Source organism: Arthrobacter sp. P1_B3 (assembly GCF_056406615.1).
The window spans coordinates 51,886-75,246 of sequence record NZ_JBFTZV010000021.1; the positions used below are offsets into that span (position 1 = coordinate 51,886).

Here is a 23,361-nt window from a genome sequence, read left to right on the forward strand (position 1 = left end):
CTTCACGGTGGTCGACTCCAGGTAGCACCAGCGATGAAGCAGTCACAACCGCGTGTTGTGCGAGATTCAAAGGACTAAAGCACATGACGGCAATAGCAGTTAATCGAGGCGGCGGGCGTCCTAGCAAGGGCCTGCGCAGGTTTATTGGCTTCAGGGCGCAGGAGTGCACCGCTGACGGCATTGCAAAAGTGGCAGCGGCAAAGGGCCTGACCGTTTCGGAATACGTTCTGTCCGCTGTTGAACCGCAGATGAAGTCCGACCTGGCTGCCCTCGACCAGCACGAGTACCAGCAGGAGCTCCCCATTCGAATAGCCTCATAACAGAAGAAGGCCCGCACTAGGCGGGCCTTCGAAGCTGAAGATCCACGATCCGGGAAGCTTGCCGGCGAACAGATCGTAGATCGGATGGAAGACCTTCACAGGCCTTCATTTGTGTTGCAAAACCGATCCTGCAAGATCGGCCCTTAGTCATTCCCTCGACAGGAACAGCATCATCGTACAACAGCACGCCCGCGTGCTGCCAGCCATATACAGCGCTGGCGTGTCGCACGGGCCATCCTCTACACACAGCCCCGCTCAGGCGTGGGCTGCCTTGGCGCCTATCCTCGCAGGTCAGCCCCGAGTTCGCCTCTCTCGGGACGCAGGCAAGACGTACCCGCAAAAGCACGAGCGCACTCTCACTGAGACCCTGCCCACGCTCCCGGCGGCGGTCCGGATTTTCGGCAAGGACGGTACGTGCGCTGCGATTTTCCTTGACTTTGACTCGTCCGTTGCTGGTGTTGACTGGGTCGAAGCCGATGCCCGCGCTGTCCAGACCTGGTTACATTCCTGCGGTGCGCGGTGGATTGAGGACTACTCCCCCAATGGCGGCCGGCACGTCTACGTCCCGCTCGAGAAGCGGGTCACCTTTTCTGAAGCGCGTGATCTTGTCGAGGCGCTGGGCACCCGGTACCGGAGCCTGGACAAGACCCCGCACCAGAACCTTTTGCATGGCTGCATGCGCACACCCGGATCCCCGCACAAGCGCGGCGGCCACCAGGAACTGGCGATGTCATTGTCGATGGCCTACGACGTTGCCCGCCGGCCCAACTCGACCACGGTCTGGGCCGCCATGAACACAGACCTGGCGGCGGAGATCGCCGCGGTCAAGGCACTCCGCCTCGAGGGCACCTTCACGACCACGGCCGCGGAAGCCCCGAACCTCCAGCACCCGGCCGGGCGGATGTCCCGCACCATGCAAGTCATGGCTCAAACCGGACTGTACGACACGAACCGGTACGCCTCCGACTCAGAAGCACGCCAGGCCATCGTCGCCGGCGCCGCGGCCGCCGGCCTGGAACTCATCGAGGTCGAGCGCCGGATGCTGCAGGGGACCTGGCCTGGCCTGGCGTCCTTCTATGCCCGCTACGCCGCCCGCCACCGGGCACCGGCACTGCGAAGGGACTGGCTGAAGGCGGTCGCCTACCTGAGCAAAAACCCCGGAACGAAGGCGGGAAAGAACAATGCCCGTATTTCCCCCACAAGCCAGCCAAATACACAGCCCCCACTAATACAAGGGAATCCGCTTTCATCGGATCCCGCTGCAGAGCACCGGCACATCCTGACCTGGCGGAATGCCCTCAGGCTTAGGGAATACAGCTATGCAGAATCGAGAACTGGGCTGGCACGACGAATGGTGTTGCGGGCGTTGGGGGAGGCAGCCCACATGACCGGTTCTCGATTCATTGAATTCGGCGACCGGTCCATTGCTGTGGCCACCGGCCTGGACCACACTACGGTCGGATCACATCTGCGGGCGCTCAGGAGCGAGATGGATCCCCTGGTGACTTTGGTTGAGCAGGGGCGCGGTACCAAGGGGGACCTCTACATGCTGACCATCCCGGAAGACGTGAGGACCGCTGCGGAAGACCTGAGCTGGCGAAAGGGGAAGATCCGCGCACTTCGGCCTGTTTTCAGGGAACTCGGGCTGCCGGCGGCCTTCGTGTACGAAGCGCTGGAGCACTCCCCCGGCCTGTCGATGGCCGAGATTGTCCGGTTGACCAGGCTGTCTAGGACGGCAGTGAATGAAGCACTTGAGGTCATGGCGGCGTGGAACATGGTGTCCCGCGGGAAGGATCGCGGTTGGTCGGTGGTGCCGTCGACGTCATTGAAGGACCTCGCCGAGCATTTCGGGGTCATGGAAGCTGTCGCCGCGCAGCTGCAGCGATACCGGATCGAACGCATCCTGTGGAAGGAATGGCTATCCAAGAACGTCAACACCGTCGCCGAATTGCTCTCCCCCGGTGAAGACTATCCGTGGGAGGCATTCGAGGGGCCGCCGGACGAGTGGGCCCTGGCGGACATGGCGTTCACGCGGGCCGGATGATGTGGACGGGAGATTCAACGCGCCCAGGACACCACTCCCCTGTTTTGGAGTGGCCCCACTCCCCCGGTGTGAACGGCCGGCATCCGGGCCGGACCAAGATTTCGTGCCATAAGCCACGCCATAAAACCTATGGGACGTCAGGCCCTTGGGTCACGCACGATGGTCAACTAGGATTCCACGAGCCCTCACGACCCCGCGTCCGGAGCTGTTGTCTGGTCGAGATGAAGCTTGAAGACGGCTGAGACGAGCGCGCTCCGCGACGGTGCGTCAAACTCCTGGACTTTCTCGTCGAGCCAGGCGATCTGCACCCCGTCGAGGCGCAGCTGGATTTGGATGCCGGCTTCCCCTCGACGCCGCGGCGCGCGGCGCGGCATGCCGGAGCTGGTGAGCACGGTCTCTGTCGCGAACTGGCTCGCGATCTGCTCGTTGGCTACGGACTCAAAGGCGTCGATGAGCAGGTCGGCGTATGTGGTCCGGTCCCGGTACACGGCGTCCTTGACGTCAGAGAGCAGCGGAGGAGGCAGGTAGACCCCGACGTTGCGCAAGGCGCCCGGTACGGTCTCTGACGCCTTCTGCGCTGGCTTCGCTGCGGGAGCCTGCCTGGCGGAGGGGCGCGGTGCGGCCTCCGGTGCCAGATTCGGCTCCCCTTCCGGCTTTGGCTTTGCCGGTTCGGTTTCGACTGGTTCGGAGGCGACGCCGGCCGGTGCGGGCGCAACCACAGGAGCAGCTGCCGGCTCCTGGGCATCCTCAGCTTCCTGAACCACCTGCGAAACAGTGTCGACGGGTGCCTCCACGGCCACCTTTACAGCGGGCTCCTGCACCGGCTCCTGGGGAGCAGTGCGTTCCGGCGCCTGTGTGCCCTTCCCCCGCCGGGGTGCCAGCAAGCCCTCCAGCTTTGCCCCGCGAGCCGGTGTGACGGGAGTGAAGGCTTCTGCCAGGCTCTGTCGGCCGCTCATGCCTGGTCACCGCTTTCGATCTCGTTCAGCCGGGCAAGGATCTCGCCGGTCAGTTGTTCGTATTCTTCAGCCAGTCCGCCGGCGTTGCGCGAAAAGAACCCCGCTTCCGGCTTCTGTCCCGAGCGCAGCGCCTTGAGCCGGTTCTTCTGGGCTTCGGTCACGGCACCTTCGAGCTCGTGGAAGAGGAGGCCCTTGCGGCGCGCGTCGGCGCTGGCGCTTTCCAAGTTACGGATGCGGGTCTCAAAGACCGGGGCGACCGTTCCGAGCATCTCTTCAAGGGTGTCGCGAACGCTGCGTTCCAGGCGCAACGAGCGCGGGCCGACACTGAACAGGACGATGCCGGCCAGCTGCAGTGAAGGGTTCCGGTCCCGCACGGCCAGGAAGCGCCGGGCGATGCGTTCAACACCGTCGATGCTTGCGTCGTCGGAGCGAGTGGGGATGACGACAGCGCTGGAGATGGCGAAGGCACCCTCAACGAGGATCCGCTCCCCCGGTGGTGTGTCGATCAGGATCAGGTCGTAGTCGTCGGCCAGCGGCGCTAGGACGGCGTACAGCATGTCTCCAAAGTCGCCGGCGTCGGAACGGCTCGAGCGGGAGACCATGAGTCCCTGGATGTCTTCAAGGTCCTGGCCGCCGGGGATGACGTCGAGGTTTTCCCGGACGTCCCGAAGGATCATTGGCTCGGTGCCGGCGATGAGTGCCTGGAACAGTTCGCGGCCGGTCTGCCGTTCGTAGCCTAGGTCGCGGGCCAGATCCCCCTGCGGGTCAAGATCAACCATCAGCACACGGGAGCCGGCCAGTGCGACGTAGCCGCCGACGTTGGCGGCAGTGGTGGTTTTCCCTACCCCTCCTTTACCGTTCGCCAGAGATACGACCCGGTCGATTGCCCGTGTTTGGTGTGTTTTCGGGCTTGCTGGGGCTGTTATTGATCGTGCCATCGGCCGGTAGTCTCTCCTACGTGGTGGGGCATGTAGTGCTCTGCTTTCAACGCTATGTGCAGTCACCCGGGAATCATGGCAGTGACACGCGCAAGATGGATCACACAAAGTCTGGTGGGAACGCCTGCGGTGCAGCACGTGTGAGCCCCTATTGGTCATTTCGTTGGCGGTCCGGCTATCCCTTCGATTGGACAGCTTGTTGTATCTAACGCTGTTCCAGGCGTTGTTGATCCCATTGGATGTTCTGTGAGTTTTCCTGTGGAATGCCCCACTGTTAAGTCACGCCATAGAAACTGTTGGGTAATTAGCTGGCCTGCCCGTGGATATCTGCATTGAGCGGTCTATTTGCCTAGCAATTGTCCTATCCGTTTGATGGACTGTGTTTAGTCATGCAGAACGGTATATTTTGTCACCAACCCAGACTCCTGTTGCTCAGCAGGCATTTCTGCCTGTTGTGTGTGTGGCGGCACATCTGGCCCATGAGACGATGGTGCATCCAATGGGAACTATGGCATGACTTATGGCATGAAATCTCGTTGTCTTGAGAGTGTGGGCCCTGTGGGCTGGATAACCAGAATGCGCGCTGGTCCCGACGCCGATGCCCCCACAGTAGTCACGCCCCATGTTAATCGGACCGGCAGGGCTCCGCGGGGGACTGCTGCGTCCTAGCCCAGGCACGCTGAGGCCTTGCTATTGGCGTCGTTGACGTCAATGTCGATCCAGCGGTCGATGGGCAGTTCCCACGCCGAAGTGCTGGGAATGGTCTTCATTTTCGTGGACGGCAACGACGACATGCACCCGGAGCTGCGTGCCCTGCTGCTGAACACCGACGGGTTCGGGGTCATCAGCGACCGGCTCCTGTACGCACGGCGCGGGTACCGCTGCAGTGGCGGGGGGAGTGCGGTTTAGGGCCCTCGGCGGCTCGCCTACCCGATCGAACCTAGAGCGTCCTCACTCTGCTGCGCTGTGGCAATCAGTCTGGTGAATGACGCAGCGGACCGTTCTCATAAAACGATCCATTAATGAGACAGGCGGGCGTGCTCGCCCGGTGCTTCAGGCGTGTGAATCGCAGCGCTAATCACAGAGACGGACTGAGCGGCAGGCGACGTACCGGCTGTCTCGACGTCGACGTAGTTTCGGGTGCGGGTCCTGTGACCGCGCGTACTCGGCGCCTTGACGCGTTGCCCGCCACCTCAATAACGGCAGTTTGCGGGCGCTTCAGTGAGCCTAGATGAGATCAGTGATCTGCACGTCCCTGGGGCTACGAGTCGTACCGCCGGTTTTAGGTTGACCACGGTGAAGCCTTGATCCCGCAGTTTAGCCACGACGGCATAAGTGGCCAGCTGGTGAACCCCCGTCCAACCATCCTCCCAACCATTAGGGGCCGGCCTTTCCAGCGTGGAGTCCTCACGACGCCAGGCGTTTAGGACCCGAACTCTCTTGTTTGCGCTCGGAGGAAACTGGGCTTGGGCGGACTTCAGAATCTCGTCGTTTGATGACATGGGATAACGGTAGGCGCTGCATGTCGATAAACCTACGTTTCGCCACGCCCAGTCCAGACCGTTCAGCGTTCACACTTGAGGCGGCGTTCCCGGCGTTCCCGGCGTTTCCGGCGTTCCCGGCGTTCCCGGCGCGACAAGGTCCGCCGCTGTCTCGAAATGTCGTCCAACAACATGCAGTCTCACAACATCGAATTGTTCGGGATTACGCGATGATGGGGTGAGTCGAAAGTGCACATGCTCGAGCAACCGTGGAGCCACCGCCGTTACCACCTCAACCCGGCCAGTGAATCGAGACTGAGCGGACCGCCCTACCCCGGACACAGCAAGAGACTGGCCGGCCGCATCGGCTGACCAGTCTCTTGGGTACTGCTAGAGCGGCTGGATGTTCTCCGCCTGGGGACCCTTGGGGCCCTGGGTGATGTCGAACTGAACCTTCTGGTTCTCTTCGAGCGAGCGGTAACCGCTGGATGCGATTGCCGAATAGTGTGCGAACACGTCAGCGCTTCCGTCCTCGGGGGCAATGAAACCGAAGCCCTTTTCGGAGTTGAACCACTTGACAGTACCTGTTGCCATGCTTGATTTCCTTCACGGGTCGCTGGGCGGTTCCGCTGCTCGGAATACCGTCCCCGCCACTCACATGGACGAGCCTATGTGCGATCGTTTGCAGGGGCAACAGTTGGCCTCAAAGCGGAAGTCGCCGGGGCAGCCTGGCATCAGCTGGGGCCTGATAGTGCCGAAGGGTGAACCGGCGGGTGCGGGGGCCACTGCCGTCGGCCTGCCTCAGGGGGTCCGAGAGGTGATCCACTGCCGGGCGTCTAGCTCTCCGATCCGCCGGTACAAGGTCGCCCGCGACATGCCCAGGTCACGGGCGACGTGGGTGGCTGCTTCCCCGGCGTCGATGAGGCGGCGGGCGTTGCTGATCTGGCTGTCGCTGAACTGCTGCCGCCGCCCGCCCAGATCCTTCCCCGCGGCCCGGCGTTTGGAGACGGAGTCGTTGATGCGTTCGCGCTTAATCTCGAGTTCCATTTGGGCCAGGGCCGCCATGACGGTGAAGACCATCGATCCCATCGGGGTGCCGGTGTCCACATTCCCGCCGCCCAAATTCAGCACCCGAAGGTTGATGCCCCTGGCCCGCAGCCCTTCGGCGAGGCCGAGCATGTTCACCGTGGACCTTCCCAGCCTGTCCAACGTGGTGATCGCCAGCGTGTCCCCCTCGTGCAGTGCTTCCAGCGCCCTATCGAATGCCGGCCGCGATGCCCGGGCGCCGCTGACCCCGTGGTCGGTGTAGATGTCGTCCCGTCGCACACCGGCGGCGAGTAGGTCCCGGATCTGTCGGTCAAAGTCCTGTGCCCTGGTCGAGACCCGGACGTAACCGATCAGTTTTCCCATGTAAGCCCCGCAAGTGTCTTGCAACCAATACTCATGTCAGCAAAGCTAGCAGGGGCTGCGATACATGGTGGCAAGACACTCGAAGCCGCGGCGTTTCAAGCGGCGCTGTTGTCTCACCGGACTGCCTCACATCCCTAGGCTTGTGAGACGTCAGGGGTGTTGCGGTTGGGGCACCTTCACCGGGCATTTAATCGGGCGGGGTAAACGGGCACGTCAGCTCCAGCACCCGCACAGGTGGCCTTTAGAGCGCTGGCGCCCGGTGATCGACCGTCTAACGGGCGGTCGCAACCTGGGGCCGGCCCACCGATGTCATTTTCCTCTAAGTCGTCTGCACGGAACGTCAGGAGTCCTCTGTCGAGCAAGGATCCAGCGGGCCCGCCTGATTGGTGGTGCGGTTTGGCTAATTCGTTGGTGAGGCGTGCATGCCACAATGATGCCCATGACTCGAATCCTCATGATCGGCATCCACGCGCGAGCCCTCGACTATAGCAAGCTGCCTCCTGGCCTCGACGAGGCCACGATGACCGAACGGATCGAAGCGGGGTTCGGGGCCACTACGGCCGCCGGCTTCGACGCCGTCAACTGCCTGATCGGCACCTCCCCGGACGAGGCCGAAGCAGAGATTCGCTCGGCGTTCGGTCGTGATCGTTTCGGCCTCGTGATGATCGGGGGCGGCATCAGGATGATCCCGGAGTACACCGAGCTCTTCGAACGGATCATCAACGTGTGCAATGCGGAATCGCCCGGAATCACCTTCTGCTTCAACACATCGCCCGAGACGACTCTGGACGCGTTGGAGCGTCACGCCCAGCCGTGAACGTCTGCGACGCGATCCGGTGCGTCGACTAGCCTCGGCGTTTGATCGACGGAAACGTCTCCTCGGCATCGCTGCCGTACGGGTAGCTGCTTAGCCCGGTCCGGTCATAGTCGGACTCATCGACACTGAGTAGTACCCGGCGCCAGTCGGCTGCGGCCTGACGGAACCTCTCGATAGCGCCGGCTGCATCTGGTTGGTCGTGATTCGTACGTCGCTCGATCGAACGTTCGGTCGCCCCCGAGGTGGTTGGATCGGCCCAACAGCGTCTCGGAGATGTGGTCAAGCCGCCACGCGATCGTCGTGAGGGGCGGAGGCCACGGACTTTCGGGGGCGCCGTCTCGCCCCCACTCACCCGCGCCGATGAGCAGGGTTGATGCAATGGGCATCCGGTCCACGGCGGTCAGCTGTTTCAGGTCGAGCCCGGTCAGCACCGCGATATCTCTGATGGGTACTTGGAACGTTCGGAAGGGGCCCAGTGGGGGAGCCTCGTCGAGTGCACCGGGGCGGACCGGTGTGGGAGCCGGACGTCTAGTGCGGCGTCGGCGTTGCTTCCTCTCGCAGTCTGAAGCGGGCACCGGGAACGCCTATCAGCGTGGCGCGCGTCCCGTCGTCTGCCTCCAGCTCGAGGTGGACCAGCCGGTGTTGGCGGTGCTTGGCCACGACGGCGAAGCTGGCGTCGGCCAGCCGCAGGATCTGTCCTTCGAGGACCTCACGGAGTTTGTGTTTCGGGAATGCGGGTTCGGTCATGGTGTTCAATTCTCTCCAGGGGGCGCCTGTCGGGGCGGATTCGTGGCAATGTCGTTTCGTGCACTCACGGAAGGCCCCTCCGGGCGGGAGTTCGGGCGGCTGCCGGGAATCCCGTACGTGGCCGGGCTGTCTAAACCCTGCTCCTGCGGCCGGCGACGGCGCCGTAGATCAGGAGCACAATGACGGCCCCGAGGATGGAGAGGAGCCAGGTCCGCAGATCGAAGAAGTCACCGAGGCCTCCGCCGAAGATCAACGAACCGATCCAGCCGCCGAGGATGGCGCCCACGACGCCCAGGACCAGTGTGATCACCCAGCCGCCTCCCTGCCGGCCCGGCAGGACCGCCTTGGCGATGGCTCCCGCGATGAGCCCGAGAATGAGGAATGCGAGAATGCCCATGACTGCACTTCCTTTCGGTAGACCGGTCGTGGATGTGACCGACATCAAAATTTAATCAGCACGCTTAGTAGTATGCAAGGAGCCGGCACCCTGGGGCGATCGTGTGTGAATGCCGCGTCAGTCGCCGACCTTCGGCGGCCGGCGGAGGGAAGAAGCTGCCCCTTGATGTCCTTCGTACCCCCACGTGGGCCTGTGGGTGCCGCGGTTCGTGGGTCTAGGGCCTGGTGCCGTAGATGAATTCCTTCGCGTGGTTGACGGCTTTTCTGAAGGCATCGTTGCGGAGGGCGATCTGTTCGTCCGTGTCCGTCGGGCTTGACTCGATGTAGGTCGTGTGTCCGGGGTGCAGCACCCAGATGTCACCCGCGGGCGGCAGGTAGAAGACGCCGAAGGAGCGGTGCCGGGGGTCTTGGGCCCAGATGGGGACCACGGCCACCGCGGCGCCGGTGTCCGGGTTGATCCACTGGGCCCGGGGCAGTGGTTGTTCGTGGACTTCGGGGTCCAGGAACGGGGCCGTTCCCTTGCCCCAGCGTTGTTCGAAGCGTTCGTAAAACGCCGGCAGCAGATGCGCATCGTACGGGCGCCAGGCACTCATGGCGGTTCCTTTCCCGAATCGGGTGGTCAGCGGACGGGAGCGGTCTCGGGCTTGTTCACAGCGGTATCCACCACAGGACCTGCCGTCCCGGGGCCGGCGGGATGGGGGTTTCCCATCGCAGCGGGCCGATGATCAAATCAGGCCCGGAAGGTCCGGGGTCCCGGTTCGGTGGCGCAGGCTCCGACGGGGGCGTCTTCGACCGTTGCCGGTCGTATGCGGCCCGCTGGGCAGGGTCTCCCAGGACGGCGTAGGCATCCATGATCTCCTGCAGTTCCCGTGCCCTGGAGGTTGGGTCTGCGGGCACGGCGCCGGCGGGGCGCATGTCGGGATGACGGGCGCGCACGAGGGCCCGGTAGGCGCGGGAGACCTCGCGGGCCGTCGCCGCGCGGCCCAGGTGGAGAACCTCGTATGGATCCGGCCTGTGCTCTCTCATGGTCCGAACTCCCGTCTGCTGTTCTGTTCCGGCCCGCGCGCGGAGCCCCGGAGGGCGGGGGCGCGGAGGTGTGCGGATGGCCCCGGCCGGTTGGCCGGGGACCATCGCTGCGGGAGGCGCGGTCGGGGGCCGCTATTCGGTGCGCGGCTGGCGCGGTGGCGTGGCTGCTCTGCATCGCCCTCGACTCGTTCGGCGGCCGGTCCCGTTCTCCCGTCCTGGGGGACTCACCCTCCTAGGGGTGGATCAGGTGGCGTTGATTTCCTTGGGATGGCCCGCGTCGGACTGGATCTCGATGCGGCGCGGCTTGGCCTTCTCGGCCACGGGGATCCGCAGCGTCAGCACCCCGGCGTCGTAGCTTGCCTTCACCGCCTCGGTATCGAGCGCGTCGCCGAGGATGAGCTGGCGGCTGAAAACACCCCGGGGACGTTCGGCGGCGATCAACTCCGTGTTCTCACCCGTCGGGTCCTTGCGCTCTGCCCTGACCGTCAGGACGTTGCGTTCGACGTCGATGTCCACCGAATCCACGCCGACTCCGGGCAGGTCGAGCGCGACGATGAATTCTTCTCCCTCCTGCCACGCGTCCATGGGCATGGCCGCGGGCCGGGCCGTGGTGCCAAGGACCTGCTGGGCGAGCCGGTCGAGCTCGCGGAACGGGTCGGTACGCATCAGCATGGTCTTCTCACTCCTTGCAGTCGATCCTGTCATTCCATCCCAGCCTTATCTATGGTGGCTGGTATAGATTTTTTATAGCACCGGTGTGAAACTGGAGCAAGGGGTTTTTGGGGATTTTTAAGGAGGACCTGATGGAGCGGAAAACGGGGAGCGGCGTGGCGGTATATGCCATTTCCGTGGCAGCGGAGCTGGTGGGGACCGGGCAACAGAACCTCCGGCTGTATGAGCGAAGAGGCCTGCTGGAACCCGGCCGGACGGTCGGCGGTACACGCCGGTACAGCGAGCAGGACCTGGAGACCCTGCGCCGGATCGGCGCCCTGCTCGAGGACGGTCTGAATCTTGCCGGTATCCGCCTGGTCCTTGAACTGGAAGCGACCAACAGGCGCCTAGAACGCGAACTCGCCGCCGCCCGGAACCGGCACTGAGCGGCGTCGTCCCGTGCCACCCCAGGCGGGCGCGCTGCGGGAAGGCGCCGGCAGGCCAACCCCGGATCCACCGTTCTTCAGACATTCCCTCCGCGCCGGTGAAAACGCGACTCGTGGGCCGACTTGTGATGCCCGTCGATTGCGTGGAGTCTCGCTGATTGAGCCGCGGGGGAGTTGAGCTTGAGCGTGTTATCGCACCGGCGAGGACCTGTCGGAGCTGTATGCCTGGAGTATTTCCGTGATGGCCTCATCGATGGGGGTTGCTGTGAGCCCCAGTCTGTCCGTGATTTTGTTGCTTTCGACGATGAAGGGTTCCTCGAATTGGTATTGCATTTCGAGGAGTTCACGGAGGGTGGGGTTGATCAGGCCGAGGCCGCGCAGGAGCAGCGGAGGCATGGCGCGGAGCCTGGTCCGGGGCTGGCCGGCAAGTGTGAAGATCATCTCCACGAGTTCTCTTGTCGTGCGGGTTGCGGGGTCGTTGGGCAGATGCCAGATTTCTCCGGGGGCGTCGGGGTGTTCGCCGAGGACTGCGAGGCCTTCGCCGATGTCAGGGATGTAGGTGTAGGTGTGGGGCTGGTCAGGGTCGCCGAGCACCGTGGCGGTTTTTCCGGCCAGGGCTGCGGGGAAGACCCGGTCGCCGAGGTTGGATTGTGCGCCTCCGCGGGGGCCGAAGTAATCGGAAGCGCGGCCGATGGCGACCTGGACGCGGCCGGCGCGGTGGGCGGTGAGGAGTTCTTGAGACATCCTTGCCCTGAGTTGTCCTTTTTTCGTGTGGGCGTTGTTTGCGCGGTCTTCGGTCAGGGGGTGTCCGTCGGGGCGTCCGTACATGTAGACGTTTTCCATGCTGACCAGGCGGGCGCCGGACTTTTCGGCGGCGGCGAGGACACCGGACTGCAGGGCCGGGAACTGTGTGCTCCATTGATGGTACGGCGGGTTCAGGGTCTGATACACGACGGCTGCGCCGCGGGCTGCCGCGGCGGCGAATGCGGGATCGCTGGCGTCGCCTGCGGCAACTTCGACGCCATCGGGGACGCGTGCCTGTCCTGACCGGTTGACGAGCCGGACGGTCCGGCCCCGGCGCCGGAGGGCGTCGAACGTGGCCAGGCCGATGGCTCCGGTGCCGAAGATGACGTGCAGTTCCGTGCTCATGCTGTTACCGCCGAGGGCGCCTGTGCGGCACTTTGCTCCCCGGGGGACCGTAGGGGCAGGAGGATTTGGAGCAGGAGTCCGGTGATCGCGGTGACGACGAGTGCTCCGCTGGCGCCGAAGACGATGAATTGCTGGCCGACCTGGATCATGAAGAGGGTGGTGATGGTCCAGCCGAGTGCCCACAATGCTGGCATTGCTGTTGCCCAGGTCCAGCGCCGGCGCGCATGGCGGGGGAGTGCCAGGGCCTGTGCGGAACCGAGAACGAGGCCGGTGATGGCCCCCATCAGGGCAAGATCTGCGAGGGAAGTGCGGTAATTGACGGCGGCGGCGCCGAGGAACAGTCCTGTGCTCATGCCGATGGCAGTTGCGGGTATCCACTTTCGGGCCTCTAGCCGGCGGCTGCTCGTCAGCGTCTGGCCGGCTCCGATGATGAGTCCTGTGATGGCTCCGCCGGCCAAGGCTGCCAGCGGCCCGTCCACGGGTCCGATGACCGCGCTTCCGGCGAACCCGGCCAGTGGTAGGGCGAGGAATCCGGCGGTCCAGAGTAGCCAGCTGCGAAGGAACGTCGTTCGGGATGCTGTGGTTCGGCTCATGGGGATCAATTCCTTTTTCCGGCTGACGGCCGGGATTCTGTGGAGGCTGAGGGGGAGGAGGCAACGGGGAAGATGTTGCTGGCGGGGTCTCCGCGGCGGGTGGAGCGGATCAGGATGCTGACGCCGAGTGCGGCCACCCAGAGTCCCCAGCCGGTGCTGCCGAGGAGGCCGGCAAGGTCCCAGACGGGGAATCCGGGGACTGCGGTGGCAAGGATGTCGCCCTGGTTCAGCAGGCAGATGATGCTGACGAGGAGCCCTGCGGCGCCGAGCCAGCGCGGAAGGATCCCGCTGCGCAGGATGATCACGCTCAGGGTGATTGACCAGGCGATGATAAGCAGCTGGCCGAGGTGTTCACCGAGGAGGGCTCCACCGAACTGGTGCTGCGCTGTCCAGGCGGCGTCCACCGCGGCTTGTGTCGTGGCGTCGCCTCCGACGTATGACTTGGCGAGAGGCGGAACGACGAACACCCAGCGGAGGAACCCGATGAGGGAAAGGAGAACCGAGGCGGCGCCCAGGTAGCTGGCAACACGCATGGCCGGATGATCGCGGAGGCCGAGAGCTGCCGGCAGCAGCAGGACCGGCACGGCCAGGAGCCCGTAGGTCCAGGCGGTCGCGAACCAGGTCCAGACCAGCCCGGGTCCGCCGGCGGCGAAGGCCGGCAGCACAATGCTGGCCGGTTCCCGCAGGATGTCCGGCCAATCAAACGTCACCGAAAGGGTTGTGGCTGCCCCGGCGAATCCAAGGGCGCTCACGACGAACAACGCACCGGTCACTCGCTGAAGGTTCCTGGATGAATTACTGGCTGCCATGGTGTCCGACTTCCCGGTAATGCTGCACGGCGTACAATGTTGTACGATGTACAAATACTGTACGCTGTACAGAATATTGTCAAGAGAGAGGATCCGGACGATGGCGTCACCAGCCCGGCAATCCCGGCCAGGGCCCCGCCGCACCCTGACCGAGGAGGAGATACTGGAGGCCACCTTGAACCTCCTGGATGAAGGCGGGATGAAGGCGGCGTCGATCCGGGGCATCGCCGCGCGGGTCGGCGTGGCACCGAACGCGGTCTACACATACTTTCCGGACAAGGCCGCGGTGGTTCAGGCAATTGTCGAGCACCTGCTCGGACTGGTCGACCATGCGGTCTTCGCGGACCGCGACGTGCCGTGGCGGCAGAGAATTGAAGCTCTGGCCCTTGAGCTGCGGGAACGGCTCACCGCGCATCCGGGCGCGGTGACCCTGATGATTGGCGGGCCGATGAACGGCCCGCATGCACTCGCCCTGAACGAACGCCTCATGGGCATTCTCGTGGACACCGGCCTTACGCCAGGAGACGCGGCCAAAGCGGCCTATCTGCTGATCGTCTACGTCTTCGGCTCGATAGCCCTGGAAGTGGCGGATTCTGGAAAAACACACCGGTTGCCCCCGGAAGCAGAACGGATAGCCGCTCGCCGGGCCGGCTTTTCCGCCATCCCGGCCGAAAGCCACCCGTTGTCCGCCGCCGCTGCAGGCACCATGGCCGGCTACATATCTACCGAGCAATACATGTGGGGACTCCGCAAAGTGCTCGATGGCATCACCGCGGGGCTGACAAAGGAAAACACCCCCACGGCATTTGCCGGCTAGTGCCCCGGAGAGTCGTGCCCTGGGCCGGGCAGCGCGCAGCATTCTTTTCGCCCAGGGAGGGCTTACGCGGCGCGGCGCAGGTCTGTCCAATCTGTACGTCGACAACGACCGTTGCCGCACCAGCGCGCCGCGGGACGTTCTGCGAGCGGAACGCGGACGGCGGTTTCCGCCCCCGGGGCTCCCGGAAGAGGCCGCGTCGTTCGTTTCCGGGGTCCGTGCCGCCTGCCCTTCCGTTCCCCGGATCCGGGGAACGGAAGGGAAGGGCCGATGCGGCCGGCTAGAGGTTTGAAGAATTTCGCTGCCGGATGCTTGATGATGGCAATTTGAGGGGACCGGTTTTGCATTTGCGGTGCTGTCTTTAGGACAAGGCCGTACGGCAAGTTTCCGCACAATGGCTGTGCTGCCTCCAGGATTGCTGGCACCGGTGGTGGACCGGCATGGCGCCCGCCGAAACGCCGTTGGGGTGAAGGCGGCCGGGGGTGGAAAGGGCCGGATGCACTGAGGCCGAGAGCTTTCGTTGATAGGACGCCAAGACCGCCCTTCGCTTTCGTCGAAAGCAGCGACGGGGTCGGGGCTGACGACCCCGCCAGCTGGCCTCGCCTATTTCCGTGCGCGGGCGGAGCTTCTCTGAGGGGTAGCGGCAGCTTTTCCGGCGCTTGTAGTTGGGGTCGATGGGCTGGCTTAGCCCGGCCATGCGACCCCGCGTGCCGCGCGCTCAGCGTCGGCCGGTTAGGCGTCAGGGGACCTTTCCGCCGCCATGGGATGTTTCGCGGCGGGGTGGTGTGCCTCCTTGAGATGGCGTGCGAGCTTTTCTTCAGCGTCCGTGCGCCGTTGCCCGACGGTGCGCATCTGGCGTGTGGTCAGGTCCTCGCGGCGCCTCTGGTGGCCGGCACGCTGTGCCGCGCCGGCCCCGCCGGCGTCCGGGCCGGGTTCGGTGTGTTCGCTCATGACCGCATCGTCGCACACGATCTTCCTGGGCAAAAGGCACAAAATTGCAACCTCAAGCAATCGCGATCCTTCCCGATGAATCGAGGAATCGGCCCGGCTTCTAGGCAGCAGGAGCCGCTACCGAGTCGTTTTGTTCGGCGGGATTCCGGTCGATGGGGGTGGCTCGGTCGTCGTCGGCGCCCTTGGTTTGGAGTTCCGGGGGGAGCGAGGCGAGGGGGAGTTCCCGGTGGAGGATGTAGTCGCAGGCAGCCGGGCCCGTCATCGCCAGCCCCAGGCAGAGGCCGCCGTGGTGGTCTGGCTGGATGTTCACTGCGCGCAGCCCGGCTCTGAAAGTTCTGCCTGGGGCGGGTGTGGTTCCCCGGAGGGAGCACCAGCTGAGGTAGAGGCCGTACAGCTCTTCCTGGGTGAGCCCGTCGGCGTCCTGGTTCCGGGCGATGCAGTCATTGACGAATTCGTCTAGCGGTGACTTCAACATCTTGGCCTCCTGCGTTCGGCGGCGTAGCCGCTCAACTGGCACAGCTATCAAGGGGTGAAGCAAACCATCCCGGCCTGGCCGGTACATAGAAAATTTAAAATGCCGGACTGAGACTGTCAACCGGGACATCCGCCTTGATTTCGGTGCGCATCATGGACCGGCCAGCGGGTTCGTCCAGGGCGTCGAGGCGTTCATATTTCTGGGACCAGCAGCCCTGACGCTGCGGATCTGCGAGGGGACGGGAACCGGGTCGGGGGAGCGGTACTGCGCTGTCCGGTTCCCCCTGTTGCCTCACGTCAATACCTCCGGGAACGTTGAGTCGTTGCCTCAGATGAAAACCTCCGGCTGGCGCGGTGGTTCCATTCGTCGTTGACGGCGGGTTTGACGGGGGCGGGCTGTTTGGCAATGGCGAGGGTTTCGAGCCGGCCGGTGAGGGCAAGAATCTGCCGTGAGAGGGCGGCCGGCCTGATCTTCTTGTACTGGGCGTTCATCCGGATCACAGGCATCCGTGCCAGACCCGGGTCGGTAGCCGCGCGCCGGTGCGGGGTCGCTGCCCGGTCATGGGTCTTGCTCACTTTGGCTCCGTGGCGGACCTTGGCGAGGAGTTTCTGCTGGGGCAGCAGATAGTTGGTGAAGATCCGGTCCAGCTCCCAGATCTCGTTAAGCAGCTCCAGTTCCGCGGCTGTGTCATAGCGCAGGTAGCCGACCAGCTCACGGACCCGGGACCAGTTCTTCTGCTCGACGTGCGCGCCGTCATTCTTGTTGCTCGGACGGGACCGGGTGAAGGTGATGCGCTGCCGCACGCAGAACTCGAAGAGCTCGTTATTGATGAACTCGCTGCCGTTATCTGAATCAATGCCGGTGACGGGAAACGGGAAGACCGCCAGGACGTGCTGCAGGGCCGCGAAGACGTGCTTCTGCGCTTTGTTCGGCACGGACCGGTTCACCGTCCAGCCGGTCGCGATATCGGTGACCGTGAGGGTGAAGCAGAACTGGCCGGAACTGTTCGAGCCGTCGTGGCCGACCAGATCGATCTCGACGAACCCCGGCACCGCGTCGTCCCACTGGGCCCAGGTGCGGATCGGGATCTGGGACTTCAGCAGCGACCCGGGCTTGGTATGGGACCGGCCGCGCGGCAGGAGCTTCGCCCGCTGGCCGGCCAGCCGCCGGTCGATGGTCGCCGCGCTCATGCGGGCCAGCAGCGCCGCCTGCCCGTCGGTGATATCCAGGGCCTTCTCGGCCCGCAGCATCGGTACGAGATCCGGCAGCATCGGTGCCAGCAGCTTGCCCGCCGGGCCCCGCAGCACCGCCCAGCACAGCATCAGCCCGTCCTGCAGGTCAGCCCCGTACACCGGGGCACGCCCGGGCCTGACCGGCCGCGGCCGCGGCGGATCGAGCGCATGCCGCAACACGGCCCGGGCATGGTCCCGGTGCCAGCCGGTCAGCTCCACCAGCTCATCCAGGATCCGCCCCTTCCTGACCCGGCCACCGGCCCGGTAGGACTCGGCCAGGTGCTTCGTGACGGCCTTGCGCTCACCCATCGTCAACCCCATCCCTCAAGGATGTCCGCGGCCCGGGCCTTCCCGGACCTTTTCCCGTGAGGCAACGTATCCGTCTCCGCGGAGGTTTTTTATGAGTCAACGCGGTTCCTTGTCAGGGCCCGAACCGGGAGTTAGCCTGATCCACGGGGGGACACTGATGACGGAAGCGGGGCCCGGTGCATGTGGGCCACCTTCCCGGACAAAGGAGTCTGTCAATGTCGACTGTTTCCCATCCGCGCAAACCCGGGCCGTCCAGCGGGTCACAGGGACAGCGGCTCTGGTGTGCTCAATGCCAGACGGATGAGTACCTGGTCATCGAATCCATCGACACCCTTCAGCCACCGCGCACGGGGCTGGTCGATGTCGCCTACACCTGCGTTGAATGCGACTTCTTCTACGCCCACACCGCCTCGGTGGCCCGCGTTGCTGAGGTCCTGAACCGGCCGGGCCAACGATCCGGGGTGCTGCAGTTCGGCGGCCACTACCTGCACTGCGGGGAGCCGATGACGAGAGCCGGATCCCAGCAGCGCAGCGTCCACGCCACGCTCTCAACGGAACTGGCCGGTGAAGGGCCCCTGGAGGTGTACCTGCGCACCAGGGTGCTGCGCTGCGGCTGCGGGTTCCAGATGGAGATACCTGACTGACGGCCCGGACCCCCGCGAGCCGGCTCTTGCCGGCAGGTACGGTCAGGCTTCGGCGATCGTGAAGGCGAAGGTCTCGATGGTGATGGTGGGGGACCCTGCGGCCGCCGCCCACTCAGGTCGAGGGGGAACCTACAGCTTGCCGATGCCCGGGTAGGCCGCCGTACGCCTGGACCGGCTGCCGCCGGCAAAGGCAAGAGAAAGCGTTCTGTCTGGTCGCTCCGTGAAGGCCTCGGACCTTCTATCTACGTTTTTGCTGTTGAAATGCGGGCGTAGCCTTTCCATCCGTGCAACGTGCCAAAAGCTGCCCGTGCGACGGGCAAGTGGCGCCGTACTTTTGGGACAACTTAGCGGATGGTCAGATTACGTGGCCTTCCGCGGCTTCGGGCAGCTGGGGGAGTGTCCCATTTCGTGTGTCCCGGTTCCAAGGAAGTGGGACAGCGATACCGCGGCCGTGACGTTCAGGCCCGGGAACGGCTGAACCATCGCCGCGAGGGTGTCGGGCCGCTTTTGGTGTCTTCTCTTTGCTGCCTGAGCGCGTCCTCATAGAAGGCTAAACGCGTGGCGGACCGAGCATATTGGCGTTGGCCCAAAAGCACCTGAGCTGTGAGATGCAGCCCAAAGATAAACAGCACCGTTCCGAGAACAATAGAAACCGGTACAGCCCAAGCCTGGCCCTGAAGGGATACCAGGCCGATTAGGGGGAGGGAGACCGCGAGCGTGGAGAGGTAGATTCCTGCCATGGGCCCCAGGCCACCCCCTGCCAGAAGAGATGCTTCGTGTCGTAGAGTCCTGAGCACTTCAAAACGCTGGTCGGATGGAAGAACAACGAAAGCTTCGATGTCCGTCTCTTCCACCGAGGAGTCTTCCACTGTATGACCCCTTGAAAGGATGCGATTTCCCATGCCACGAGAGTACGTGGTGGCCCTGACCTTGGTGCAATGAGATAGCACCTAGTTTCGAGCATAGGCTCGCAGGTGTCCGCTGTAGTTGACGTCCGAGGCACTTCTTCTGTCGGGTTTTCACACTAGGCTAGCGCCGGCTTGCCTCGAAAACCGAGGAACCAGCGCGACCTTGGGCGTAAGGACGGCGGGACTCTTGTGGGGTCTTATTGGTTGCATTTGAGTGGAACGTAGGTATTATGAGGTCATGCATAGGAACTAGAGGACGCTCCACCAAGCGAAGTAGCCCACGTAGAAGTAGCCCACCTATAGGTGGAACTAGCCTCCGGCACATATATGTATCAACACGAAAAACGACTAGCACTTTGTGCACCCCTTTTTCAGGGGCAATGAGCGCCCGTAAGGACTGATATCCATGGCTCCCATAACAACCAGCGTCGATACACATGCTGAGACAACTCGTATGGACATCCATGAAACCGTCCGCCAGTTGACGAGCCATCTTGGTCCCACGTTGGTGGCGCTGCTCGCAAACGTGAACGATAAGAAACTCCCTCACAAGTGGTCCGCCGCGGATGGTCCGGAACCGCGCGACGAATCAAAGCAGAGATTGATGCTCGCGCACCGTATTTGGAGAGAACTCAGTCAATCGGAGAATGACTACACCGCCAGAAACTGGTTCATAGGTGCCAATCCTCGGTTGGATGAAAAGTCTCCAGCAGAGTCTCTTCGCGAAGGGCGACTGGCCGAAGTGAAGGCCGCGGCCGATGCCTTCTTGGAAGGTACAGACGATTAACTGACAACCGGTGAGCAGGGACAGGCCGCCGTCTGTCCCTGCTCCCGTGCTCCCGCCTATGCTGATCGTCAACTGCCCCATACAATGACTCTCACGAGTGGGGACGGTTGAAAGTGAATATTGTGACGATCGATGTAAGCGTTGATGCTGCTGATACAAGGCTTTGTGAGCGCACGGGGCTTGCGCTCGTTCGCAGTGCAGGAAGTCCTGGTACTCGGATACAAAAGGTTTCCTACGGCGCAATGGCCCCACTTAAACGTCCACTGGACGATGATCCCCGGCATTGGGGTCGCTACGACGTCGCCGACCACAGCACCATCTACGTTGCATCGACACCCGAAGGTGCTTACGCCGAGTCTCTGGCCAGCCAAAGAATCCCAAACACACTCAAAACGGTGCGGCTGAGCGACGTTTTTGACGACGCAGAATCCACCGAGTCCCCGGACACTCTGATCGATGCCATCCACAAGGAATGGCAGCACCTTTTTGGCGGGATGACTCCGGGCAAAATCGTCTTCGGGTGGCGTGACGCTCGCCTTGAATACCCTATGACGCTACCGCGGGATGGCTGGGTGGTCGATATCGAGGCATCGTCAAGCCTCGCAGCCATCAATGCCAAAATGCGCTCGAAACTAGGCGATCTTGGCGTTAACTACCTGACTGCCGGCGATCTGCGCGGTGAAAACAGGCTACTAACAACTGCCATTGCCGGTTGGATTCATTCGCAAGTGTTGGACGACGGGAGCCTTCCGCACGGCATCGTGTACGGCTCGAAACATGGCACAGACTATAAGTGCTGGGCCATTTGGCTCAGACTAGTCGACGACGGGAAAGACTCAACTCGCGAGCCCACTCGAGCGAGCCCGGGCCTACAGATTAGGCACCCCCGCCATAATGCTCCGCTCGCGAAGGTAGCTCAGCAATTCGGACTCACAATCTACTGACGCCCGGCTATCCTGGAGACAGCCCCGTGATCACCCAGAGGCCAGCCGCCGTTCTATGCAAGGGACATGCCCCTTGGCTCCAGGGCGCCCGCCCGTGGACCAGCCTGTGATTGTTTCACGGGCCCTGCCATCTCGCTGAGGCCGCATAACGTAATGGCCCAAATGCCTCCCAACGTTTCTCGCTCTGTACGCACCGCTCATTGCTTCTCGGCCCATCGTTCGTGTGCGGACTGCCGGCTGATGCCGACTGCGCGGCCGATGTCTGTCCAGGACGCGCCGGCTGCCTTCGCGGCCGCCACGGTTTTATCCAGCCGGTGGCCGGCCTGGGTGTATTCACGTGCTGCCGCTTCCACACCGGCGATGGCTTCCAGCGGTGCGAGGTGGGATTTCCACTCGTCGTGGATGGCGTCTTCGACCTTGGAGGAAGGGTTCGCGAATTCGTCGGGCGCTACGAAGTCCCGGCGTCGGCTGAAGTCCGCGGCCGCCGGTGACGTGGTGCGCTCCCAGAGTTCGCCTTGCCAGCCGCAGTCGCAGGCTCCGCGCCAGCCGATAATCTCGCGGTCCGGGACTACTTCGTAGTCGGGCAGCATCTTGTCCGGCTTGTAGCGGCCGGTAATGCCCTGGACGAGCATTCCTTCGCCCGATGATGATGCGGAGAGCCGTCCGTCCGGTGCGACGGCGGCCGCCCAGCCCTCGTGTTCGTTGTCGTTTGATATCCAGCCCATGACCGCAGCCCTTCTGTCAGGAAATCCTGACAGCAAGTGTGTCAGGGATCCCTGACAAAATCCACAGTGCCATCTAGTGAAGGGGTGGCCGGAGGATATCCGGCAGGTCGATGCCTGTCGGGGAGAGTTCGGGCCTTGCCCGGAGTAAGCGGAGCGGGTGCCGGAAGGACCGGCCTGACCAGGCGGTATCGGCGGAGACTTCCACGACTACGGGTTCCACCAAGGTCAGCGCCACGGGTTCTTTGTCCCGGTTGAACCGGTCCAGGGCCGTGCCCTTCACCATGGCAGGCCACGGATGGATCCGCCGGGGCGGTTCCAGCCAGCGTGCCAGCTCGCGGGCGGCCGCTGTTTTCAGCGGGGCGGAGCGGCCGACGATCCGCAGTTCCCCGTCCAGGACCAGGCCGGCCACGACCTCGGAGGGCCGGGTGATCGGTCCGATGACCGCACCGCAGACGACCTCCACGGTTTCCCGGCGCTTCAGTTTCAGCCAGTTCCTGGCTCCTGGGGTGTACGGCTGGTCCTGGTCCTTGATGACGAGTCCTTCGATTCCGGTGTGGGGCAGCTCGTCGAACCACCGGGCGGCCTCGTCCGGGTCGGTGGTGGTGGGGGAGAGGGACAGCGGTGGCTTCCATCCCTTGGCGAGTTCTTCCAGGAGTGCCCGGCGCTGGTGCAGCGGCAGATCCCGGGCGTCATGTCCGGCCACGGCCAGGACATCGAACGCGGTGTAGTTGGCGGGTGTCTGGCTGACCAGTCCGGGGAGGGTTTTCGGGCCGGCGCCGAGGCGCTGCTGCAGCGCGGAGAAGTCCAGCCGGCCCTGCGTCCAGATCACGGCTTCGCCGTCGATCACACACCCCGGGGGCACCTCGGAGGCGATGGCCGCGACGAGTTCCGGGAAGTACCGGGTCAGGTCCTTGCCCTGCCGGGACCACAAGGTAGCGCCGCTGTTGTCGCGGATTCCGACGGCCCGGTAGCCGTCCCATTTGGGCTCGTAGATCAGCTTTCCGGGCGCGGCGCCGGCGCGCGGCATCTTCGTGACGGGCCGGGCCAGGGCGACTTTCACCGGCGGGGCAAGGCCCGCCGGTAGTCCCGTGCCGGCCGGCGGTCTAGCGGCCGTCATCGAGACCTTCGAGTGCGTCGATTTCCACCGCGTCCAGCAGCTCGGTGGTGCTGTTGCCGGTGACCCGGGCCAGCTCATCGAGTGCGATGAACCCGGTCCGGGCCAGGGCGATGGCCAGCTCCGCCAGATACCCGGTCCCGTTCCGCTGCGCCAGGTCATCCAGGACCGCATGCATGCGCCCTGTCAGTTCACCGGGGCCCTGGGATTCCTCTGCCGCGATGCGCATCAGCGTGAGCGCGGCCAGCCGCGGGTCATCGTAAATGGGTCCCATGGCCCCACGCTATACGCCGGCCGGGCTCAGTTGTCGGTGATGGACTCCAGCAGCCACTGTTCGGACAGCGGGTCGCGGCGCAGCTCAAAGGTCCCCAGCGCCGAGTTCGAGCTGAGGCGGATTATCTGCCCACGCCGAACGTTTGGGCAGGTGGCGAGTTCAGGAGGTGAGTGCAACACCCTGAATTCTGTGGGGTGTCGTCGATGGGCAGGCCGTGGTCGCCGTTGAGTGTTCGTTTAGCGTTCTGGGAAGGGCTGGATGCCGGGCTGTCGGTAGCTGTAGCGGCGCAGGCCGCGGGGGTGTCGCGTCCGACTGCGTACCGGTGGTTGAGCGAGCATCAGAAGGTGTTGCCATCGCCGGTTCCGGATTTCAGTGTGCCCCGTGCAGGGCTTTTGTCGTTG

The 23,361-nt window shown here is 64.0% G+C and carries 29 protein-coding genes; 10 read left to right on the top strand and 19 right to left on the bottom strand.

Annotation, left to right across the window (positions count from 1 at the left end; genetic code table 11):
• Window positions 1–83 precede the first annotated feature (83 nt).
• Together AC1D2F_RS18695 and AC1D2F_RS18700 are read left to right on the top strand one after the other, a co-directional pair.
• Window positions 84–320: a hypothetical protein gene (locus AC1D2F_RS18695; protein WP_476884082.1), complete on the top strand. Its 237-nt coding sequence runs from the start codon at window positions 84–86 to the stop codon at window positions 318–320.
• A 193-nt stretch (window positions 321–513) separates the two neighbouring features.
• Window positions 514–2,364, top strand: a complete 1,851-nt coding sequence (locus tag AC1D2F_RS18700) for a MarR family transcriptional regulator (protein ID WP_476967403.1) — start codon at window positions 514–516, stop codon at window positions 2,362–2,364.
• Between the two features lie 185 nt (window positions 2,365–2,549).
• Here the strand turns inward: AC1D2F_RS18700 and AC1D2F_RS18705 are convergent, their stop codons facing one another.
• Complete coding sequence (locus tag AC1D2F_RS18705; RefSeq protein ID WP_476967404.1) at window positions 2,550–3,320, bottom strand: hypothetical protein; 771 nt, start codon at window positions 3,318–3,320, stop codon at window positions 2,550–2,552.
• Window positions 3,317–4,258: a ParA family protein gene (locus AC1D2F_RS18710; protein WP_476967405.1), complete on the bottom strand. Its 942-nt coding sequence runs from the start codon at window positions 4,256–4,258 to the stop codon at window positions 3,317–3,319. The genes AC1D2F_RS18705 and AC1D2F_RS18710 overlap by 4 nt, the downstream gene beginning before the upstream one ends.
• Window positions 4,259–4,987: 729 nt before the next feature.
• Here AC1D2F_RS18710 and AC1D2F_RS18715 point away from each other — a divergent pair.
• Window positions 4,988–5,167 (top strand): hypothetical protein, encoded by a 180-nt coding sequence (locus tag AC1D2F_RS18715; protein WP_476967406.1) that lies wholly within the window; start codon window positions 4,988–4,990, stop codon window positions 5,165–5,167.
• A gap of 962 nt (window positions 5,168–6,129) precedes the next feature.
• Here AC1D2F_RS18715 and cspE read toward each other — a convergent pair.
• Window positions 6,130–6,333, bottom strand: a complete 204-nt coding sequence (cspE, locus tag AC1D2F_RS18720) for a transcription antiterminator/RNA stability regulator CspE (RefSeq protein ID WP_476967407.1) — start codon at window positions 6,331–6,333, stop codon at window positions 6,130–6,132.
• A 207-nt stretch (window positions 6,334–6,540) separates the two neighbouring features.
• Window positions 6,541–7,149 carry a recombinase family protein gene (locus AC1D2F_RS18725; RefSeq protein ID WP_476967408.1) on the bottom strand — a complete coding sequence of 203 codons (609 nt, stop codon included), beginning with the start codon at window positions 7,147–7,149 and terminating at the stop codon, window positions 6,541–6,543.
• A gap of 439 nt (window positions 7,150–7,588) precedes the next feature.
• Between AC1D2F_RS18725 and AC1D2F_RS18730 the strand changes: the two genes are divergently transcribed.
• Entirely contained in the window at window positions 7,589–7,966 is a 378-nt protein-coding gene (locus AC1D2F_RS18730) for a hypothetical protein (protein WP_028275079.1), read from the top strand.
• Window positions 7,967–8,494: 528 nt separating this feature from the next.
• Here the strand turns inward: AC1D2F_RS18730 and AC1D2F_RS18735 are convergent.
• From AC1D2F_RS18735 to AC1D2F_RS18755, 5 genes are all read right to left on the bottom strand, one after another.
• Window positions 8,495–8,713, bottom strand: coding sequence for a hypothetical protein (locus AC1D2F_RS18735; protein WP_476967409.1), 219 nt, complete (start codon window positions 8,711–8,713; stop codon window positions 8,495–8,497).
• Window positions 8,714–8,843: 130 nt separating this feature from the next.
• Window positions 8,844–9,110 (bottom strand): GlsB/YeaQ/YmgE family stress response membrane protein, encoded by a 267-nt coding sequence (locus tag AC1D2F_RS18740; RefSeq protein WP_476967410.1) that lies wholly within the window; start codon window positions 9,108–9,110, stop codon window positions 8,844–8,846.
• Window positions 9,111–9,324: 214 nt separating this feature from the next.
• A complete protein-coding gene (locus tag AC1D2F_RS18745; RefSeq protein ID WP_476967411.1) occupies window positions 9,325–9,702 on the bottom strand; it encodes a hypothetical protein in 378 nt (125 codons plus the stop codon).
• Between the two features lie 55 nt (window positions 9,703–9,757).
• Window positions 9,758–10,135 carry a J domain-containing protein gene (locus AC1D2F_RS18750; protein WP_476967412.1) on the bottom strand — a complete coding sequence of 126 codons (378 nt, stop codon included), beginning with the start codon at window positions 10,133–10,135 and terminating at the stop codon, window positions 9,758–9,760.
• A 243-nt stretch (window positions 10,136–10,378) separates the two neighbouring features.
• Entirely contained in the window at window positions 10,379–10,807 is a 429-nt protein-coding gene (locus AC1D2F_RS18755; RefSeq protein ID WP_476967413.1) for an Hsp20/alpha crystallin family protein, read from the bottom strand.
• A gap of 131 nt (window positions 10,808–10,938) precedes the next feature.
• Here AC1D2F_RS18755 and AC1D2F_RS18760 point away from each other — a divergent pair, with 131 nt between their 5' ends.
• Complete coding sequence (locus tag AC1D2F_RS18760; RefSeq protein WP_476967414.1) at window positions 10,939–11,232, top strand: MerR family transcriptional regulator; 294 nt, start codon at window positions 10,939–10,941, stop codon at window positions 11,230–11,232.
• A gap of 189 nt (window positions 11,233–11,421) precedes the next feature.
• Here the strand turns inward: AC1D2F_RS18760 and AC1D2F_RS18765 are convergent, their stop codons facing one another.
• Genes AC1D2F_RS18765 through AC1D2F_RS18775 form a run of 3 tightly spaced genes read right to left on the bottom strand, consistent with a single transcriptional unit; the run spans window position 11,422 to window position 13,747 of the window.
• A complete protein-coding gene (locus AC1D2F_RS18765; protein ID WP_476967415.1) occupies window positions 11,422–12,381 on the bottom strand; it encodes an NAD-dependent epimerase/dehydratase family protein in 960 nt (319 codons plus the stop codon).
• On the bottom strand, window positions 12,378–12,974 hold the full coding sequence (locus AC1D2F_RS18770; protein WP_476967416.1) for a hypothetical protein: 597 nt from the start codon (window positions 12,972–12,974) through the stop codon (window positions 12,378–12,380). Before AC1D2F_RS18770 ends, AC1D2F_RS18765 begins: the two co-directional genes overlap by 4 nt.
• Window positions 12,975–12,979: 5 nt before the next feature.
• Window positions 12,980–13,747 carry a DUF4386 domain-containing protein gene (locus AC1D2F_RS18775; RefSeq protein WP_476967417.1) on the bottom strand — a complete coding sequence of 256 codons (768 nt, stop codon included), beginning with the start codon at window positions 13,745–13,747 and terminating at the stop codon, window positions 12,980–12,982.
• A gap of 136 nt (window positions 13,748–13,883) precedes the next feature.
• Between AC1D2F_RS18775 and AC1D2F_RS18780 the strand changes: the two genes are divergently transcribed.
• Complete coding sequence (locus AC1D2F_RS18780; protein WP_476967418.1) at window positions 13,884–14,600, top strand: TetR/AcrR family transcriptional regulator; 717 nt, start codon at window positions 13,884–13,886, stop codon at window positions 14,598–14,600.
• Window positions 14,601–15,329: 729 nt separating this feature from the next.
• On the opposite strand, the gene AC1D2F_RS18785 is transcribed toward AC1D2F_RS18780, so the two are convergent.
• From AC1D2F_RS18785 to AC1D2F_RS18795, 3 genes are all read right to left on the bottom strand, one after another.
• Window positions 15,330–15,548, bottom strand: a complete 219-nt coding sequence (locus tag AC1D2F_RS18785) for a hypothetical protein (RefSeq protein WP_476967419.1) — start codon at window positions 15,546–15,548, stop codon at window positions 15,330–15,332.
• A 100-nt stretch (window positions 15,549–15,648) separates the two neighbouring features.
• The gene (locus tag AC1D2F_RS18790; protein WP_476967420.1) at window positions 15,649–16,023 is read right to left on the bottom strand and encodes a hypothetical protein; all 375 of its coding nucleotides are present in this window, start codon (window positions 16,021–16,023) and stop codon (window positions 15,649–15,651) included.
• A gap of 296 nt (window positions 16,024–16,319) precedes the next feature.
• Window positions 16,320–17,564 (bottom strand): integrase catalytic domain-containing protein, encoded by a 1,245-nt coding sequence (locus tag AC1D2F_RS18795; protein ID WP_476967421.1) that lies wholly within the window; start codon window positions 17,562–17,564, stop codon window positions 16,320–16,322.
• Between the two features lie 215 nt (window positions 17,565–17,779).
• Between AC1D2F_RS18795 and AC1D2F_RS18800 the strand changes: the two genes are divergently transcribed.
• Window positions 17,780–18,208 carry a hypothetical protein gene (locus tag AC1D2F_RS18800; protein ID WP_476967422.1) on the top strand — a complete coding sequence of 143 codons (429 nt, stop codon included), beginning with the start codon at window positions 17,780–17,782 and terminating at the stop codon, window positions 18,206–18,208.
• A 458-nt stretch (window positions 18,209–18,666) separates the two neighbouring features.
• Here the strand turns inward: AC1D2F_RS18800 and AC1D2F_RS18805 are convergent, their stop codons facing one another.
• Window positions 18,667–19,110 (bottom strand): hypothetical protein, encoded by a 444-nt coding sequence (locus AC1D2F_RS18805; RefSeq protein WP_476967423.1) that lies wholly within the window; start codon window positions 19,108–19,110, stop codon window positions 18,667–18,669.
• A 460-nt stretch (window positions 19,111–19,570) separates the two neighbouring features.
• On the opposite strand from AC1D2F_RS18805, the gene AC1D2F_RS18810 reads away from it, so the two are divergent.
• The gene (locus tag AC1D2F_RS18810) at window positions 19,571–19,903 is read left to right on the top strand and encodes a hypothetical protein (protein WP_476967424.1); all 333 of its coding nucleotides are present in this window, start codon (window positions 19,571–19,573) and stop codon (window positions 19,901–19,903) included.
• A 122-nt stretch (window positions 19,904–20,025) separates the two neighbouring features.
• Entirely contained in the window at window positions 20,026–20,847 is an 822-nt protein-coding gene (locus tag AC1D2F_RS18815) for a hypothetical protein (RefSeq protein ID WP_476967425.1), read from the top strand.
• A gap of 197 nt (window positions 20,848–21,044) precedes the next feature.
• Here AC1D2F_RS18815 and AC1D2F_RS18820 read toward each other — a convergent pair whose 3' ends face one another.
• The 3 genes from AC1D2F_RS18820 to AC1D2F_RS18830 form a co-directional block, all read right to left on the bottom strand.
• Window positions 21,045–21,572, bottom strand: a complete 528-nt coding sequence (locus AC1D2F_RS18820; RefSeq protein WP_476967426.1) for a hypothetical protein — start codon at window positions 21,570–21,572, stop codon at window positions 21,045–21,047.
• Between the two features lie 73 nt (window positions 21,573–21,645).
• Window positions 21,646–22,689 carry an ATP-dependent DNA ligase gene (locus AC1D2F_RS18825; protein WP_476967427.1) on the bottom strand — a complete coding sequence of 348 codons (1,044 nt, stop codon included), beginning with the start codon at window positions 22,687–22,689 and terminating at the stop codon, window positions 21,646–21,648.
• Complete coding sequence (locus tag AC1D2F_RS18830) at window positions 22,676–22,960, bottom strand: hypothetical protein (RefSeq protein WP_476967428.1); 285 nt, start codon at window positions 22,958–22,960, stop codon at window positions 22,676–22,678. Before AC1D2F_RS18830 ends, AC1D2F_RS18825 begins: the two co-directional genes overlap by 14 nt.
• Before the next feature lie 203 nt (window positions 22,961–23,163).
• Between AC1D2F_RS18830 and AC1D2F_RS18835 the strand changes: the two genes are divergently transcribed.
• Window positions 23,164–23,361: helix-turn-helix domain-containing protein (locus AC1D2F_RS18835; RefSeq protein ID WP_476966563.1), on the top strand; the 198-nt coding region annotated here is incomplete at its 3' end.

Coding starts and splice junctions, on each gene's coding strand:
- AC1D2F_RS18695 (WP_476884082.1), top strand. CDS start 84: ATGACGGCAATAGCAGTTAATCGAGGCGGCGGGCGTCCTAGCAAGGGC.
- AC1D2F_RS18705 (WP_476967404.1), bottom strand. CDS start 3,320: ATGAGCGGCCGACAGAGCCTGGCAGAAGCCTTCACTCCCGTCACACCG.
- AC1D2F_RS18710 (WP_476967405.1), bottom strand. CDS start 4,258: ATGGCACGATCAATAACAGCCCCAGCAAGCCCGAAAACACACCAAACA.
- AC1D2F_RS18715 (WP_476967406.1), top strand. CDS start 4,988: ATGGGCAGTTCCCACGCCGAAGTGCTGGGAATGGTCTTCATTTTCGTG.
- cspE (WP_476967407.1), bottom strand. CDS start 6,333: ATGGCAACAGGTACTGTCAAGTGGTTCAACTCCGAAAAGGGCTTCGGT.
- AC1D2F_RS18725 (WP_476967408.1), bottom strand. CDS start 7,149: ATGGGAAAACTGATCGGTTACGTCCGGGTCTCGACCAGGGCACAGGAC.
- AC1D2F_RS18730 (WP_028275079.1), top strand. CDS start 7,589: ATGACTCGAATCCTCATGATCGGCATCCACGCGCGAGCCCTCGACTAT.
- AC1D2F_RS18735 (WP_476967409.1), bottom strand. CDS start 8,713: ATGACCGAACCCGCATTCCCGAAACACAAACTCCGTGAGGTCCTCGAA.
- AC1D2F_RS18740 (WP_476967410.1), bottom strand. CDS start 9,110: ATGGGCATTCTCGCATTCCTCATTCTCGGGCTCATCGCGGGAGCCATC.
- AC1D2F_RS18745 (WP_476967411.1), bottom strand. CDS start 9,702: ATGAGTGCCTGGCGCCCGTACGATGCGCATCTGCTGCCGGCGTTTTAC.
- AC1D2F_RS18750 (WP_476967412.1), bottom strand. CDS start 10,135: ATGAGAGAGCACAGGCCGGATCCATACGAGGTTCTCCACCTGGGCCGC.
- AC1D2F_RS18755 (WP_476967413.1), bottom strand. CDS start 10,807: ATGCTGATGCGTACCGACCCGTTCCGCGAGCTCGACCGGCTCGCCCAG.
- AC1D2F_RS18760 (WP_476967414.1), top strand. CDS start 10,939: ATGGAGCGGAAAACGGGGAGCGGCGTGGCGGTATATGCCATTTCCGTG.
- AC1D2F_RS18765 (WP_476967415.1), bottom strand. CDS start 12,381: ATGAGCACGGAACTGCACGTCATCTTCGGCACCGGAGCCATCGGCCTG.
- AC1D2F_RS18770 (WP_476967416.1), bottom strand. CDS start 12,974: ATGAGCCGAACCACAGCATCCCGAACGACGTTCCTTCGCAGCTGGCTA.
- AC1D2F_RS18780 (WP_476967418.1), top strand. CDS start 13,884: ATGGCGTCACCAGCCCGGCAATCCCGGCCAGGGCCCCGCCGCACCCTG.
- AC1D2F_RS18785 (WP_476967419.1), bottom strand. CDS start 15,548: ATGAGCGAACACACCGAACCCGGCCCGGACGCCGGCGGGGCCGGCGCG.
- AC1D2F_RS18790 (WP_476967420.1), bottom strand. CDS start 16,023: ATGTTGAAGTCACCGCTAGACGAATTCGTCAATGACTGCATCGCCCGG.
- AC1D2F_RS18795 (WP_476967421.1), bottom strand. CDS start 17,564: ATGGGTGAGCGCAAGGCCGTCACGAAGCACCTGGCCGAGTCCTACCGG.
- AC1D2F_RS18800 (WP_476967422.1), top strand. CDS start 17,780: ATGTCGACTGTTTCCCATCCGCGCAAACCCGGGCCGTCCAGCGGGTCA.
- AC1D2F_RS18805 (WP_476967423.1), bottom strand. CDS start 19,110: ATGGGAAATCGCATCCTTTCAAGGGGTCATACAGTGGAAGACTCCTCG.
- AC1D2F_RS18810 (WP_476967424.1), top strand. CDS start 19,571: ATGGACATCCATGAAACCGTCCGCCAGTTGACGAGCCATCTTGGTCCC.
- AC1D2F_RS18820 (WP_476967426.1), bottom strand. CDS start 21,572: ATGGGCTGGATATCAAACGACAACGAACACGAGGGCTGGGCGGCCGCC.
- AC1D2F_RS18825 (WP_476967427.1), bottom strand. CDS start 22,689: ATGACGGCCGCTAGACCGCCGGCCGGCACGGGACTACCGGCGGGCCTT.
- AC1D2F_RS18830 (WP_476967428.1), bottom strand. CDS start 22,960: ATGGGACCCATTTACGATGACCCGCGGCTGGCCGCGCTCACGCTGATG.